16 protein-coding genes are annotated in these 15,492 nt (G+C 48.1%); 6 read left to right on the top strand and 10 right to left on the bottom strand.

Annotated features, from left to right (window positions below):
• Positions 1-12 precede the first annotated feature (12 nt).
• The 7 genes from ACHZA2_RS15835 to ACHZA2_RS15805 form a co-directional block, all read right to left on the bottom strand.
• Positions 13-1,719 (bottom strand): solute carrier family 23 protein, encoded by a 1,707-nt coding sequence (locus tag ACHZA2_RS15835; protein WP_319580499.1) that lies wholly within the window; start codon positions 1,717-1,719, stop codon positions 13-15.
• A 94-nt stretch (positions 1,720-1,813) separates the two neighbouring features.
• Positions 1,814-2,584 carry a response regulator gene (locus ACHZA2_RS15830; RefSeq protein ID WP_319580498.1) on the bottom strand — a complete coding sequence of 257 codons (771 nt, stop codon included), beginning with the start codon at positions 2,582-2,584 and terminating at the stop codon, positions 1,814-1,816.
• 20 nt (positions 2,585-2,604) lie between these two features.
• Entirely contained in the window at positions 2,605-3,264 is a 660-nt protein-coding gene (locus ACHZA2_RS15825; RefSeq protein WP_319580497.1) for a tetratricopeptide repeat protein, read from the bottom strand.
• A complete protein-coding gene (locus ACHZA2_RS15820; protein ID WP_319580496.1) occupies positions 3,257-4,672 on the bottom strand; it encodes a hypothetical protein in 1,416 nt (471 codons plus the stop codon). Before ACHZA2_RS15820 ends, ACHZA2_RS15825 begins: the two co-directional genes overlap by 8 nt.
• Before the next feature lie 190 nt (positions 4,673-4,862).
• Positions 4,863-5,384, bottom strand: a complete 522-nt coding sequence (locus ACHZA2_RS15815; RefSeq protein WP_319580495.1) for a hypothetical protein — start codon at positions 5,382-5,384, stop codon at positions 4,863-4,865.
• 2 nt (positions 5,385-5,386) lie between these two features.
• Positions 5,387-7,012, bottom strand: a complete 1,626-nt coding sequence (locus ACHZA2_RS15810; RefSeq protein WP_319580494.1) for a PKD domain-containing protein — start codon at positions 7,010-7,012, stop codon at positions 5,387-5,389.
• Positions 7,013-7,145: 133 nt separating this feature from the next.
• Positions 7,146-9,065 (bottom strand): HAMP domain-containing sensor histidine kinase, encoded by a 1,920-nt coding sequence (locus ACHZA2_RS15805; RefSeq protein ID WP_319580493.1) that lies wholly within the window; start codon positions 9,063-9,065, stop codon positions 7,146-7,148.
• Positions 9,066-9,336: 271 nt separating this feature from the next.
• On the opposite strand from ACHZA2_RS15805, the gene ACHZA2_RS15800 reads away from it, so the two are divergent.
• Positions 9,337-9,774, top strand: a complete 438-nt coding sequence (locus ACHZA2_RS15800) for a hypothetical protein (protein WP_319580492.1) — start codon at positions 9,337-9,339, stop codon at positions 9,772-9,774.
• A gap of 139 nt (positions 9,775-9,913) precedes the next feature.
• Here the strand turns inward: ACHZA2_RS15800 and ACHZA2_RS15795 are convergent, their stop codons facing one another.
• Positions 9,914-10,156 carry a hypothetical protein gene (locus tag ACHZA2_RS15795; RefSeq protein WP_319580491.1) on the bottom strand — a complete coding sequence of 81 codons (243 nt, stop codon included), beginning with the start codon at positions 10,154-10,156 and terminating at the stop codon, positions 9,914-9,916.
• A 207-nt stretch (positions 10,157-10,363) separates the two neighbouring features.
• Complete coding sequence (locus ACHZA2_RS15790) at positions 10,364-11,872, bottom strand: methanogenesis marker 14 protein (RefSeq protein WP_319580490.1); 1,509 nt, start codon at positions 11,870-11,872, stop codon at positions 10,364-10,366.
• A 69-nt stretch (positions 11,873-11,941) separates the two neighbouring features.
• Between ACHZA2_RS15790 and ACHZA2_RS15785 the strand changes: the two genes are divergently transcribed.
• Complete coding sequence (locus tag ACHZA2_RS15785; protein WP_394698605.1) at positions 11,942-12,202, top strand: hypothetical protein; 261 nt, start codon at positions 11,942-11,944, stop codon at positions 12,200-12,202.
• 20 nt (positions 12,203-12,222) lie between these two features.
• Here the strand turns inward: ACHZA2_RS15785 and ACHZA2_RS15780 are convergent, their stop codons facing one another.
• Positions 12,223-12,906 (bottom strand): 3'-5' exonuclease, encoded by a 684-nt coding sequence (locus tag ACHZA2_RS15780; RefSeq protein WP_319580489.1) that lies wholly within the window; start codon positions 12,904-12,906, stop codon positions 12,223-12,225.
• A gap of 84 nt (positions 12,907-12,990) precedes the next feature.
• Between ACHZA2_RS15780 and ACHZA2_RS15775 the strand changes: the two genes are divergently transcribed.
• From ACHZA2_RS15775 to ACHZA2_RS15760, 4 genes are all read left to right on the top strand, one after another.
• Entirely contained in the window at positions 12,991-13,275 is a 285-nt protein-coding gene (locus tag ACHZA2_RS15775) for a glutaredoxin family protein (protein ID WP_319537935.1), read from the top strand.
• The gene (locus ACHZA2_RS15770; protein WP_319580488.1) at positions 13,275-13,781 is read left to right on the top strand and encodes a ferredoxin-thioredoxin reductase catalytic domain-containing protein; all 507 of its coding nucleotides are present in this window, start codon (positions 13,275-13,277) and stop codon (positions 13,779-13,781) included. The genes ACHZA2_RS15775 and ACHZA2_RS15770 overlap by 1 nt, the downstream gene beginning before the upstream one ends.
• A 49-nt stretch (positions 13,782-13,830) precedes the next feature.
• Positions 13,831-14,175 carry a hypothetical protein gene (locus ACHZA2_RS15765; protein ID WP_319537937.1) on the top strand — a complete coding sequence of 115 codons (345 nt, stop codon included), beginning with the start codon at positions 13,831-13,833 and terminating at the stop codon, positions 14,173-14,175.
• A 79-nt stretch (positions 14,176-14,254) separates the two neighbouring features.
• On the top strand, positions 14,255-15,262 hold the full coding sequence (locus ACHZA2_RS15760) for a PAS domain-containing sensor histidine kinase (RefSeq protein WP_319580487.1): 1,008 nt from the start codon (positions 14,255-14,257) through the stop codon (positions 15,260-15,262).
• The last annotated feature ends 230 nt before the right edge of the window (positions 15,263-15,492 follow it).

Here is a 15,492-nt window from a genome sequence, read left to right as displayed (position 1 = left end):
TGAATCAACACATTAGTGATCAAAATCTATAAGCAGATGGGCTCTGTCTCCTTTCTGTTTTGTACTCACCGAATCTGCGTACCTGTTCAGCATGTAACTTGAGAGGGAGGCCATTGCATGTTCATCATCAAGAAGTGAACTGTCAGAGGGCCGGGTCTTTGATATCTCAAGAATTGTCCCGGGATAACTGATATCGGTATCAAGGCTTAGTTCATCAAACGATACCTTCACGTCCATTGAAGGTATCTCTGGATTCAGGATTGAAACGGCCTCAATCCCTTCATTGAGTGCTGATGTAGCACGGGTGATAACCTCCGGACGGGCACCCCATACTCCTCCCTGTTGTCTCATGATATCAAATATCTTCTGGGCTGTGTTCTCTCTGGGATGTATCTCAAATGAAATGCTTGATCTGATTCCAATCCGGAGAACAAGGTTCAGGAGAATGACAGTAATGGTTGCCAGAGATAATGTGGATGAAAAAACCGGTTTCAAAAGTTCTGGTACATGATCGTAGGTACCGGGAATCAGGGCTGAAAGTCCGATCAGGAACGACAAACCAACGACAAAGGTCTTGCGGACATCCATCATCCGTGAGTTCAGGATCTGCAGCCCTGCTACAACCATGAAACTGACCGAATACATCAGTGCCGCTCCCATCACCGGTGAGGGCATGATAACAAAGATCATCGCCAGCTTCGGAAAGCATGAGAGAACGATCATGATGAGCCCGATCGAATATCCGATATATCGTGATGTGGCTCCGGTTCCGATCGAGAGACCTACATTACTTGATGAAGTGGACTGGCTGAATGTTCCAAGAGCCCCGCTGATCATATCAGCCACCCCGTCTGCGAGAATACCATTCCTGATGTTAGTCATATCAGGCCGTTTCCAGTCCAGATCATTGATTCGCTGACAGGTTGTGATATCACCAATCGACTTCAGGGTCGAACAGATCATTGCGATCATAAAGGGAAGAATCAGGGTAGCATCAAATGCCATCCCGAAATGAGATATATTTGGGAACCCAAAGACCGGAGCATTGAGGATCTGTGAGACCTGTGTGGATGTCAGAACACCCATGATAGCTGAGAGAATATATCCACAGATCATCCCGATAAGGACACAATAGAGCTTGATCTTCCCTTTTGTATACAGATTCAGACCCACCATAATTGCAAGAGTGATCACGGCTATCGTGAGATCTGTCTGGTTCATCATACCGGTTTCTGTGTTATATCCGACAAATCTGGGAAACGCAATAGGAAGTACGGCTATGCCGACAAAGGTTACCACAACACCGGTTACTTCTACCGGAAAGAGTGAGCGAAGTCGTGTGATCACCCGGGACAACAGGGCTTCTGCGACACCTGAAAAGAAAATCATTCCAAATAATAAATGAAGACCTCCAGTCTGGGCGGCCGTAATCGCCGACGAAAGGTATGAAGGTCCACAGAGTGAAGGGCACAGATACCCGGATCCGATTCCATGCTTTCCGTATGACTGCAGCATGGTGACCAGCCCGGCAGCAAGAATCCCCATGCTTACCATGAACAGGGCATCCTGATCCCCTCCTCCGGCAGCCCTTATTATAACAACAGGAAAGATCAGGCTTATCGTGATCAGGAAAATGTGTTGAAGTCCTAGTAAAAAGAGGGGAACCAGCGGTGGTTTCTCATCAACACTGTAAATCAGTTCCGGAGGCCTGCGGACCATAGTTGTTAGTCATCAGGACAACTATAAAAATCCCAACGGTGCCCCGTTGGGGGCCCCTGGCAGGACCGATGAAAAGGACTTTTTCACGCAAAAACTACACGCAGGACCCACTTGAATCTGACAAATCACGGATAATTAGCCACATCCCTTCAGGTTTTCCGAATTCATCATGTACAATACGGGCTCTGATTGAAACCAGAATTCTATCCCCAGTACACCTGATGAATTCTCTCCTGAACTCTTCTGATGCGGCGTTGGATTCATCAAGTCTCTTGAGAGAAAGGGAAGTCCCATCCTTCCATTCATCAGGGATCAGATCAAGAACCGGAACCTCTTTTACCGTATCTTCCTGGCATCCGGTGATCTCAAGGAATGATGCGTTTACATTCTGTATTGTTCCTTCTGCATCGATAAAGAGCAGTCCGTCACGGCTGACATCACAGATCTCCTGAAGAGCATGAGCCATCAGATAGAATTTTGTCTCCAATCTATGTCGTGATACAAGGAGATTGATGATCTGGGTGAATGCGAGGTACTGGAGAGGACCTTCTGACCCCTTTTCCAGGAAAAAATCTGCACCAGACTGCAGGGCTTCAAGTGCCGTGATCTCATCACCATGCCCGGTCTGGATCACAAATGGGATCGACAGATTCATCGACCTGACTTGTTTTAAAAATTCAAGCCCGTTCACTTCAGGCATGTAATAATCGGAGATGATAATGTCATACTCATGCTCCTCAAGAAAACCTAGCGCCTGGTCTACAGACGTAGCAGTATCTACGGAAAAATCCGGATTTGACTCCAGAATATACTTTACAACATCAAGAAGTGCTTCCAAATCATCGACTACAAGAATCCTGATCATACCTGCCCCACCTCACCAATTCACAGAGTTTTGAGCTGCTCTGTAGCATGATGGTAGTCGGGATCGATGATTAAGGTTTTCAGGTACCACTCACGTGCTGCATCAGGATTTCCCATCTCTTCATACGTGTGAGCAATGTTATAGGCAGCATCGGGATAGTCAGGCCTGATATCAAGAACTTCAAGATAGCAGGCTATAGCATCATCAAACCGTTTCAGTGATGCCAGGGCATTCCCTTTGTTAAGAAGAGCAAGGAGATGATCAGGCCTGATATCAAGTGCCTGATCGTAGAGCACGAGTGAATCAGCAAACCTGCCAAGGGACTGGAGCGTGTTTGCAAGATTATAACTTGCTTCAAGTGATTCGGGTTCTCTGACCAGTGCCTCGCGATAGGATTCTTCAGCTTCAGCCCACCGACCCAGGTTCTGTAGAGCAAGACCTTTGTTATTCCAGTAGATTGCAGGTGTCGGATCTGCAGAGAGAGCTTCTTCATAACAGGAGAGTGACTCCTCATGTCTCCCAAGCATGTCAAGGGAGACCCCTTTCAGATTAAGGAGTGCAGGCTCGCCTGGCCTCCTCAACAGAAACCGCTCGATGGATTCAAGTGCTCTTTCAGGATTTCCCTTCTGTATCTCGCGGATGATTGTAGCCGCAAGAACAGCATCAGACCGCTTACCCATTCTGTTTCCGCTTCTGCCACCAGTACCGGTATACAGCATAGGCAGTTGCATTGATCACAATAAACAGGCCAACGATGCCAATTACTGCAAGAACTGGTCCGGTAAGTCTGCTCTTTATGGAAGCGAGCAGAGCGTTGACTGGCCCGGGAGATTTCACTGACCCGGAGCCTGATACTACAGATGTCTGAACTGGTTGAGTCACAACCGGCAGAGGGGTGATGACAGGTGTTTCAGGGTTGTTAACCTGTACTCCCTGAGTAGGTACAGGTATCATCTCCTGGGAGGTGAGGACCGGCACAGGAGTTATGGGAACTGCCGGGGGCACTACTGGAGATGAAGACTGCGATCCATTACCGGCTCCAGATAGTAAGGATGTCTGGTTCTGATACGTTACAGAGTTCTGGAGACTCTGGCTCGTGGATGAATTATTTACAGGAATAAACAGCCCATAGATTGCAGCTTCGTAGACATCTCCGGTTATCTCACTTGTAAAGACGCTTGAATAGGTATGTACCGGCTCCCATGATGCCGTCTGTGAGATGTACTCATAGAGTATCGGGCCTGCTCCGATGACATCATATGCACGGTCAGGAGGGAGCCTGAGCACAAGTGTTCCTTTCGGATTAAAATACGTCTCTGACGGTATGATCTCGTATGCATATCCGGTAAACTTCAGACTCTTATTTGTCGAAAGAGGGGGAAGATCAGAGACACTTCTCGGGCGAATCCCAACTGCACTTAAAAACTGTCCTTCTGGTGAGAAGAGCATGGTCGACTTCCCAAACTGCAGTTCTGCGAGACCGTCCTCAGCTCTGAAGGTGCGATCCTGATCCAGACCATAACTGATGGTTGTTCCTGAACCTGATGACGAACCTCCGGATGAAGAGGGCTGATATGAACCGGAGTCTGAATTCACAGTTGGATTTGGTAAAGAGGAGGATGTTACATTATCAACTGGATTCGTTGAGAAAGACGTTGTAACATTATCAACCGGAGTCATATACGTGGCAGGAGATGCCATGGCCGGTGCACCTGCTCCTGATGCAAGATCAAACTGTTTGGATACACCAGGTTCAAAATCAACAGTCTGGGCAGCCTGCTGGTCGCCAATCATAAAGGTGATCTTGAGCATCCCTGGCTTGTACTCCTCTTCAGGAACAGACACTTTCAGCCGGTCATCAAAGATTCCAGGCCCACCATAAAATCCATCAACCACAGTCCTGATACTGCCTTTTTCAACTCCGTTGATTAAAGCAGTGATATTCGTGCCAGCAGGAGCCGGTTTGCCATCGATGACCGCACTTCCATAAAACTCAGTGGGCATCGGAGGGATAGCTGATACATGAACTGCAAGCAACAGAATGATAACGCAAGGAACAATCCGGGCCATTAAACTCCAGTTCCTCATAGAATCTGTACTTGTTCGGTGCCGGATAAACTATATCTATCGTTTTGTATGAAGAAGTCCTTTTCATCGGTCCTGTCTGGGGCCCCCAACGGGGCACCGTTGGGGTTTTCAACTGCCCATCTGAAACTGAAAAGACATCGAAGTTTACTATCTGACAAAACAGGAGCCCGAAGGCAAAAAAGAGGAGTGATCAGGTACTCATCGGGATTATCGGAACCGGACCTGCTCCGGTGATAATGATCGTCATGGCAACCGGGCTGCTCTCGTACCTGCCCTTCTGATCGTCATCGATCATAACAGGGGTGGCACTGATCGTGGCATAGCCGGGAGCCTTGGCATGAACCTTCACATGAGCCAGATCAATCTTCTGTGCCCCCTGCTGTTGGCGGTCATCTGAATCAACACCCTGAATGAGATATGATGATTCAGACTGCTTCTGAGTATCCTGAAGTCCGGTCCATTTGGGAAGGTCAATTCCGGTGATGTCTGCAATGTCGGGAGTATCGAGTGAGATGATCAGGTCATACCCGGAAAGACCACGGGGAGCACTGTCCATCAAGAGGTGAACCTGGACATCCTCACCGGTGTTGCTCTCTACCACATCAGGAGAGAAGAAGAGGACCGGCTGTGAGAAGGCGAGAACCGGAGAGGAGATAATTCCCACCAGGATCAATACCGAGAGCAGTCCTAAAACATGAGCTAACTTCGCCATGATCACACCATCTTTTTCAGCATCGCAATATCTCCGTACCCAATGAATCCGCTTCCATCAAAGTCAAACTGGGTGACTGGTTCATTCTTTAATGCAAACTGAAGATTTTTCAGGAGTACAACAGGATCTTCATTCTCAAGCCACCCGTTGCCATTGACATCCTCATATCGTCCATCACCATCAGGATCTGTCGGGACAGAATAATTGCCTCCTTCAGGTTTTGGGAACGGGCTTACCGTTACATATGGGAACTTCACAGTCACTGCGTCCTTCTTCACGGTGCCTGCAGAATATCCTGCCTTTCCGATAGAGAGTGATATGGAGTAATGTCCCGGCTGGGTAAAGGTGTGGTTCGGACTTGAGATGATCGAGCCTCCCCCATCTCCGAAGTTCCACTTCCATGAGTCAGGTCCTCCAAGGGAGGTATCTGAGAAGTGGACTGTGAGCGGTGGATATCCACTTTCAGGAGATATATCAAAATCGGCAGTCAGATTTGGATTCTCGATCGGGGTAGCATTCTGTGAAGTGGTATTATACACGGTGTCAAGGGTCTCCCACTGGGTGACCGGAAGACTCTCCCCGTAATCCGAGTATCCTGCAGAGTAGTCCATGTACTCATTGATATAGAATGTCCCATTCGGTCTGAAGGCTGAGGTGCCCCAGCTGTTCAGACACTGCCAGTATCCGGCGGTTCCATTGTCGGTATGCCCGGTTACCAGAACCATCTGACTTCCTCCGGTTGAGGTATAGGTACTTCCTGCATACGAATCGATGTCAAAGTAGGAGGCTTCCTGTAATCCGTAATTCCAGAACTGATCAAACTCACTCCATGCATTCTGATCAGGAAGATAGAAGGTAAGCAGGACAGGTTTTCCGTTCTCCAGCATCTTCTTGATATTTCTGATCGCCGAATCCTGTGGAATGTTTAGTGTATCAACCCGTGAGACATCCAGGCTTTCAAGTTTGTATGAGGGGGTCAGGTTTATGATGCTCAGATCAATATTCGAATGGCCGCCTGATGTCACGTTACCATCGTAGAAAGCTGCATTCGTGTTGTTCCAGGGGATCACGGTTTTGTTTCCACCGTACTTCCCGCTCATCATATAGAAGTCAGCTAAGTCTGCTGCATTGCCCCCGTTGCATGCACAGTCAGCAGACGAGTATGGGGATTTTCCTCCGTTATGATACTTTGAGTTGAGGTACTGGACAGACAGGCGGTCATTCACCCCATTCTGCGTTGAATGCGCAACCTCAAGTGCACTTGTCCCGGCCCAGACCCATCCGTTTCCACAATCCTGCTGATCCCGTTCTGTTGCATTATATGTGAGATAACTCAGAAGACTCATCGAAGATGAATCGTCCAGGTCTTTCTTAATGTCGGTATTTTTCACAGTCGCTAACGGAGCACTCAGGTACTCTGAGTTCCATTGCTTTCTCTGGTCTCTTGACGGGTGAACAACCATTGCTGAATGAGTAAATGATGAACCCACCGCGTTATCTGACTGGAATAGTGTTTTAGGAGTATCCATCTGGGAAGAGATACCTCTGTCTGCAACCCCTGTGAGTGGAATGAGGCAGAGCAATATTAAAACTGCCAGAACCTCTACTCGTCTCTGTGTACGTATCAAAATCAGTCCCCCGATATATTCATTGATTATAATAATGGTAAACGAATAAAGGTTCCGGTAGGAAACTGGCGGCAACAGAGGGGAGGAAGGGTTTCAGTTAACTGTTCTATCGATCATTTCGGCAATTTCCCGATCAGGTATCAGGATCAACCTTCCACTGATCAGCAGGCACACGGATCTCAAACCGTACTCCTGAACCATATGTGCCTGTCTCCGTGATACTCATCCCGGTGATTGCGAGAATCTCTCTTATCAGGAAGAGACCGAGCCCGCTCCCTGATCCATACCCACGCTCAAAGATCAGTTCCTTTTCAGAGTCGGGAATTCCTCTTCCCTTATCTTCATAGACGATCACACCATCAGCATCGGTCTTTTCAAACGAGATCAGGATCTTTTCTCCTCCGGGACCGGCATGTGTCAGGGAGTTGTGAGCAAGATTGTAGAAGACCTTCTGCAGAAGCGGATCTGCAAGAATTGAGACATTCGTGCCAGAAGTCTGCAGTGAGATCCGATCAGAGAAGGGACCAGAGATTGCATCACAGATACCCTTATCCAGGTTCTGCCATGAGGAACTGGAGATTCCGATCGTCTGGTAGTCACGGGAAAACGCGATCATCTCTTCAATCAGGCGTGATATCCGCTGAATGTTCTGTGCATGGAGGACATTATCTGCCTGGCATGTGCTGTTTTCAGCAAGGAAGGCATACCCCCTGATGCAGGTAACCTGGTTAAGGATATCATGCCTCGTTATACTGGAGAGATTGTTCAGTTTATTATTAGCAATTATTAGGGCCTCTTCGGCCGCCTTTCTCCGCTCAAGTTCAGCTGCGATCTCTTCATGACCGCTTTGAATTATCTCGATATCATACAGGATCTTCTGTACCATTATTCCGACACTGTGACCGAGGCGATCGATATCACTTCCACCGGTCTTTCTGACACTGTGATGATAGTCACCCCTGGCAATCTGTTCGATGTCCTCGATGATCTGTTCCAACGGACGGGATATGTACCGTGATATGTACATCGCAAACAAGACAGCAAGGATCACCGCAAAAAAAGTACTACATACATGAATCAGAAGATAGTTCGAGAGTGAGCGATCAAGGTTGGCACGCGAGTACACCAGCACAGCTCCCACATTCATCTCTGAAGAAGATGGAGTGATATCATGGCGAATCGTGAAAAACTGGTAGTCTACCAGGTACAAACCTGTATCTTGCACAGTCCCTTTTTTCTTTGCAAAAACAGATCGGATTGTTGAGTTCAGATCTTCAACCATGACATATTGGGACACTGACGAATTTTCTATGGTGTGATCTGGAGAACCCGATTCACTGATTGGATCAACATTTTTGTTGAAGAATGAAATGGCAACAAGGTCAGGATTAATCTCAAGAATCTGCCGGCCCAGTTTTTCATAGGAGAAGATCTCGCGTCGTGCCTGCCAGAACTCATCAGAATGGACACCGATCTCCAGGATATACCGGTGATCAGGTGTGGGATAGTAGGCGTACTTCCGGTAATACCCGGGTGTGTTTATTGAGTCAACCCATTGATCAGCAACAAACCTAGGATTACTAGGATTATTCCGGATATGTGAAAGAGATTTTGCAAATTCAGGGAACTGGTTAAAATTGAGGTTGATATCTGGATCATATGTTGTATGTTCTACGATGTTACTTGAGTTGATGATATAGAGATCAACATCTCCCGGGAAGATAGGAGCGATCTCTTCTTTGAACCCGGTCAGATTGATCTGCGAGATATCATTACCTGAACTGACATAGGTATCAGATAAGCGGCTCAGTACCATCTCCATCTCGTAATCATATCGTGAATCATAGAGGTTAAGAGCTTCAAAAAGCACAGATACCGAGTGATTAAGAATCAGATCAGTCTTTGAGATCTCATCTGAAAACTGTCCTTGTTGATCTGCTGCCACCGCACCATACTGGAAGAATGAGAGCATTCCGATAATGCCGATGAAGATCAGGGAGAAGATGATCATCAGCGCATTGTTCAGTGAGTACGAACGGATGGGGCGGATCATCTTATATGACTACTTACAGCAACTCCCATTAACAGTTATTGGTTTGGATCTTCGCAGGGTCTGTCAGACTAACCCGAATCATTTGAAATTTTTCTACTATACTCAATAAAACCGGCAAAAACCGGTGCATGATGATCAGAGTGCTATCCGGTCCAGGATACCAGGCTTCAGATCTTCAAGTCACTTATATTACGTTCAGACGATATGCGAAAAGTGATCTAAAAAAGACCGATCACAAACCTCATGCATTTGGCTGATCAACCCATACCAGATGAACAGGGTTCTCATACCAGCAATACTGATTGTGCTTGTACTCGTGTTACCAGTAAATGCAGAGTCGCTTAACACAGGAGGGCCATATTCTGTCGGTGAGCTGATCGTCATCAGTGGTGAGACCAACTTTAACACAGATAACAACGTCCTCGTGGAAGTGTATCCCGCATCCTTCGGGCCGACCAATAAATTTGAGCCTACGATGACTGGTGGGAATTCAACAGTGGTACCGGTGATAAAAGCCAATGACGGATTATATTCGTGGTCTGCAAACATGAGTTCAGTCGCCTGGAGTCCGGACCAGTACATGGTCAGGGCAGAAGTAATAGGAAAAGACTTCATTGAGACATCAGTCATAACCCTGACAGAGAAAAATAGCATAAATACAACTCTGAACCAGACCGGTGCAAAAGAGAACGCAACTCCCCTGACTTAAAACAAACGCATATCCACAAGAGGTTGCAAACCGGTCACCTGAAACGAATCAGACATCGTCTTGAAGATCTGAAAGAGCCACTCTTGCCAGGAGGCATTATCCACCTGCAGAATGAGATGCGCCGTAAAATTGAGTTTGATTATTCTTCAACAAACTCTTTCATCTTTTCTTTATAAAATGCCTCAACCAGGATCATGACCTCTTTTTTACCTCTGGCTGCGATCAGGTTTCGTACATCCCCCTCCATGTTGGCAAACTGGAGCTTTTCAGGAGATTCGATCAGTTCCACATCAAACTGATTGATTATATCACGAATTATTGACCTGGGGGTGCCGGGAGGAAAGATGAGATCATATAGTTGCGGTGAGTCCTGCTCTACCATGGGGTACTGTATTCTGCCAGAACTCATGAGCATTGTTATTTGGTTTCAGCAGGTATGCCGTGTGAGGGAGTATTGGTTTTATTCACTGGAGGGAAAGCAACCGTAAGAAAACCCCAACGGTGCCCCGTTGGGGGCCCCAGGTCAGACCAGTGAAAAGGACTTTTCATGCAAAAAAGTGGAGAGAATTAACCGGAAGTGACTAAACTCTCATCTTCCGATAGCAATCCGGCGTGACATGATACATCTGCCCCCCCTGACTCCACCAATCGGATTGTTGGTCTTTCCAAGTGAGTTCATACATCTGCCCATCAAAGCCGCCCCACGGGCAAGGCCATCATCGACAAATACTAGGTGGTTCACCGGGTCAGAGAAGAGTTTCCTGGCGATAACACCTTCAAGAATATAATCAGGTTTCTTTCCCGAGATTGCAGCCCTGCCGGTGAACCCGATCGACGTATTCGGGAAGATAAGTCCCATTGACTTTGAGACATCGATCATACGCAGCGCCATCTCTGCGCAGACCCGGTCGATCACCTCATGGAGAACCGGAAGGCTGTGGTCGGTGATGATCTCTTTTCCAATCAGGGCAAGATCAGGAAGAGTACTACCATTCACTCCGGCGTCAACCCCGATCAGGGCTACACCAGACTCGCTCGCGACCTTCGCATAGACAGGCACCATTCCGTACCGGGTCCGGTCATCAGGCACTACTTCCACAGATATCAGGGAATTACACCGGTTCACGTACTCTTTCACAACATCAGATTCTTTGCGGAGAGCAAATGCCCCGGTCAGACTGGTCTTGTCACCAAAGATATCCAGCGCAGTTCCGGTCCGCTCCTTTACAAGGCCAGTCCCCCTGACAATCGAGTCAGGGATAGCACCGGCAAGTCCACAGAAGTTTCCAATCGTCCGGGAGAAGGGATTCGTGCTCGTGGGATCGACATCGCTCGTGACCCGCCCGTCAAGCGTGGTCCCAAAGTCGATTGAGATACATGGATTTCTGAAATCAACAGGAGTCCACTTGGCTCCCTCTTTGATCCCTGCCATCGCAAGTTCCCCTTCCATCTCATTTGCCACCATCTCCACACCGGTTGTTCCCTGGGGAGGGACAACTCCTGCCACTGCACCAGAAAAATTCACACGGTCTGCAAAAGAGAACGGCTGAAGTTTTGCAGACTGGTTGGCCTTTGACATCGGTGGAGTCATCTTCTTGGGCGGAACTCCAGCCTCAAGACAACCGTTCGCAAGCGCGATGATGAAATCCCCTACCTGGTCAGGTGAGTCCATGGCAGCAACCACGCCGGTACTCCGTACCACAAAGTCAAGATCCTTCTTGATATCCAGTTTCGCATCCTTATGACATTTAATGAGGGTATCACGAACCAGTTCAGTGACTGACTCCCTGGTGAGTTCTGTACCGTCAAGGGTTTTCCCAAATACCTCTTCACCAGGCTTTGGCGGTCTGACATCACGACTCATGCTGACAGTCTTATTGATGACATAACTCATCCCGGTCTCAAGACTCACGCCGGTCAGGATACACTTGGTGGTTGTGTTGCCCATCTCAACCGAAGCGACAATAAAGTAGGGCTTTTCATCAAATTCCCGGCATTCCATACCAGGTCCGCGGACGATTCGCGGCGGCGGCGGGCTCTCGACGATATGTGGTTTTGGTGAGGAATGAAACAGTCTGCCCAGGATACCGGGATTCATAAGAACTTGTCATCTGATATGAGCGATATAAGTTTCGATATCGGTCTGCCAGGCCTTTGATCATAAGAATTGGAAGACTTAATAGAACTCCCGGTAAACTCTGAGTACATGCCAGCAGATCCACATTTCTGTCAGAATTGTCAGTTCTGTCTCCCGATATTAGGGAAGAATAAAGAGATTCTGAGACTCGAATGCTGGAGATATCCCCCGGTTCCCCTCTATGCCGGTTCCGACTCTGAAGGGAAACCACGTACTTCTGTTACCCGCCCACGGGTGGAAGGGAGCTGGAAGTGCGGTGAATGGAAAGAGAAGAAGATCGGGTACTGGTGATCAGGGCCCGGGGAATCGATTCACCTGGGTCTGGAAGAGCCTGAGAAGAATATCCCGGTGATATCTTCAGTCTGCATCATAACACCTCTTTTCACAAGTTCAAAATAGCAGTCAGCACAGGTCCTCGCGTCATCGAGGGCACGGTGAGCAGACTCTGGTTGCCGTTCGTACAACTTCAGATGCAGACCTGACAGTGAAGGCCACTTAAAACCTTTGCCAAATCTTCCGGGAATGCCACAGAACCGTGCTGAAGACTTCATTGTGCAGGTTCCTTCACGTGAAGGAAGAAGATCACGTTTATCCAGCCTGATCAGTTCAGTCAGGAGGATTCTGATATCATACGAGAGATTATGGGCCACAAACAGGTCAGCCTTCCGCGCAGAACTGCAGAACCGATCAAGTACTTCGGTAACCTGCATTCCTGTCAGGAGGGCATCTTCAGTCGATATCCCATGAATGTCTGTAGCAGCAGAAGGGATCTCAAACCCAACAGGCTTTACAATAAGGCTCTGTTCTTCAAGACAGACTGCGTCATCACTCATGAGGATCCATCCCAGCTCGATCAGCCTTGGCCACGAGAGTGGATCCGATCTGACCTTTCGGTCGCGTGAAGGAAGCCCGGTCGTTTCGGTATCAAAAAAAAGCAGCACTAGGGGCTTTTTCCCCTGCTTCTGTGAACTCTCCCGGGCAGTGTTCTTCATCATGATGCAATCATATCAGCAATCAGACTCACTGAAAACCCCAACGGGTAAATATATCGTGCCCTGATACTGCTATGAGGGAAGCCGATGGTCATAACGCCGGTACACATAGATGGAAAGGATAAAGGGAAGATCATGCTGTATGCTCTCAGCACCTGTGGTCATTGCAGAAGAACACGGGAACTTCTGAATCAGTTAGGGGTTGCATACGATTATCTCTATGTTGATCAGCTCTCCCGTGCCGAGATGGATGAAGTACTGAAAGAGGTTGAACAGTACAATCCACGTGGTTCATTCCCGACCATGGTTATAAACGGATCACGCACAATCATCGGATCAAGAGAAGACGAGATCAAAGAGGCGCTGGCATAATGACCGGATCAGAGGTAATCCCTGATGTCGAACGCAGGTACCAGGAACTCGTAAGGGACGCCGAGCGGGGAGGGTATCACCTGAACCCCGATCTCTCAATGACCAAAGGTCTCATTGAGGGGTTGCTGGTAAACAAGGGAAGGTACGGGTATGAGGCATGTCCGTGTCGCCTGTCATTCGGCATGATCGATGATGACCGGGATATCATCTGCCCTTGTGATTATCGCGACTCTGATCTATCAGAGTCTGGTGCATGTTATTGCGGACTGTACCTGACCGGTGAGATGATAGCAGCAGGGACAGGTGCCCCTGCCATTCCCGAACGCAGACCTTCACGCAGCGAACGGAAAACGAAAGAAGTGTCAGCAACCCTGAAACCAGGAAACCTCCCATATCCGGTATGGAGGTGCAAAGTCTGCGGATACCTGGCAGCACGAGATGCCCCGCCTGAGGTCTGTCCGATCTGTAAGGCAAAGAAAGACCGTTTTGAGATATTCCTATCATAGCCGATCCGGATCGGCATGACTTATCTTCCTTTTTGATCCATATGATCCTGTGAAATCTGTAACTGTAGAGGTTGTGGGATACCGTGACTCTGAATGCTCACCCTTTCCCTGTGATGATGACAGAAGCTGCGGACTTTCTGCCTGCAAACCATCCAACGGGCTCATACCTGCTACCGAAGCATTACGTGCAAAATTAAAAGAAGAGTTTCCTGACGATGAGATCACGGTGCAACTCACCCTCATTGATGATGATGTTCCTGATTATATCAGGGAACTCTACGAGGCAGAACATCCTGCAATCCCGATGATACTACTCAATCGGAAACTCTTCCCAATCGGCCGGATATCACTGCCCCAGATCAGGGATGCAGTCAGGCAGGTTCTTTCTACATAATAACCAAGTGACCGGAACTCAATCAGGAACATAGATAGGATGAGTCAACCATACCACTATGATATGACGCGGGGTGCGCATGATAACAATTGACGAACTCTATCAAAAAGGGCCAGTCATAGCGTTGCTCCGCAATCCGACAGATATCTGGAGGATAACTTCTGCTTCTGAGAATGCAGAAAAGATGGGTATTTCTTCAAAAGGCGGATCTGATCTCGTCGCTGCAATCCTGGAAGAGGACAGGGATCTCGTCACACGCAAACTCGGCGCAGCCATTATGCAGAAAAGGTCAGAAGTGACCATGAGATACCGGCTCCGCCACCCGTCAGGTATTCAATGGGTCGAAGACCTGTGCAGACTTACGTACAATCCCGACGGATCGGTTGAGTCAGCAGGCAGTCTGCTATGGTCTTCAACGCTCCCTCTCGAATGGCACCTCCTCGGAAAGGGAGTAGATGCATGGAATACTCTCAACTCCAAGGTCCGCCACGATATACTCAACCAGTTGACAGCCATCCTTGGTTACCTCGAACTCTCACAGGATCTCATCACAGATCCTATGCTGGAGGATTTCTTCGGAAAGGAGCAGAATGCAGCAGAGCGGATCAGGGAGAAACTCATCTTCACCCGTGAATACCAGAAGATAGGATTACTTGAGTTCGAATGGACAAGACTTGCATCGCTCTTCACCGAGGCAGTAGGTGAAGCAGGTTGTAGCAGGCTCCCGGTTCATATCGACATACCACCGGACCTGCAGATCTTCAGTGATAAGACATTCAAACAGGCTTTGGTAAAGATCCTTGAGAACATTCCAGACCACGCTTCTAATGTAACCGGGATAGAGATCTCGTTTCAGAAGAATGAAGGTGGCGGGATTATTGTGATCGAGGATGACGGACCAGGAATTCCGGCAGAACAGAAGAAAAGAATTTTCGACCTGGGCTTCGGATCAGGTGACGGGTTTGGTCTGTTTCTCGCAGAGCGGGAACTGGCTGTCTTCGGAGTGAGCATTACAGAGACAGGTATCCCTGGAAAGTCAACACGATTTGAACTTACCATACCGGCAGAGATTCTCGCAGCACAGTAAACACTCCCTCTTTTTACCAGTAAAATCTCAATCAAAGGTACCTGTCTTATTCAGATCATTAGGAGATCAGACAATTTTTCGCTGCAGACCTTCGCGCTGTAGGGAATTCATATCCGAATCGGAGTTTAGTTTCTTTTGCCTGGGGTGAACCTATTATTTCCCAGAACACGAATGAGTACTCTATTCTGTACTGGTAAGCGGTCATATCGTTTACAAAATCAGAGGTTTGA

The sequence above is a fragment of the uncultured Methanospirillum sp. genome, assembly GCF_963668415.2.
Classification (GTDB): Archaea; Halobacteriota; Methanomicrobia; order Methanomicrobiales; family Methanospirillaceae; genus Methanospirillum.
The sequence above is the reverse complement of the archived record's forward strand: the minus strand, read 5'-3'. Positions and strand labels throughout refer to the sequence as shown.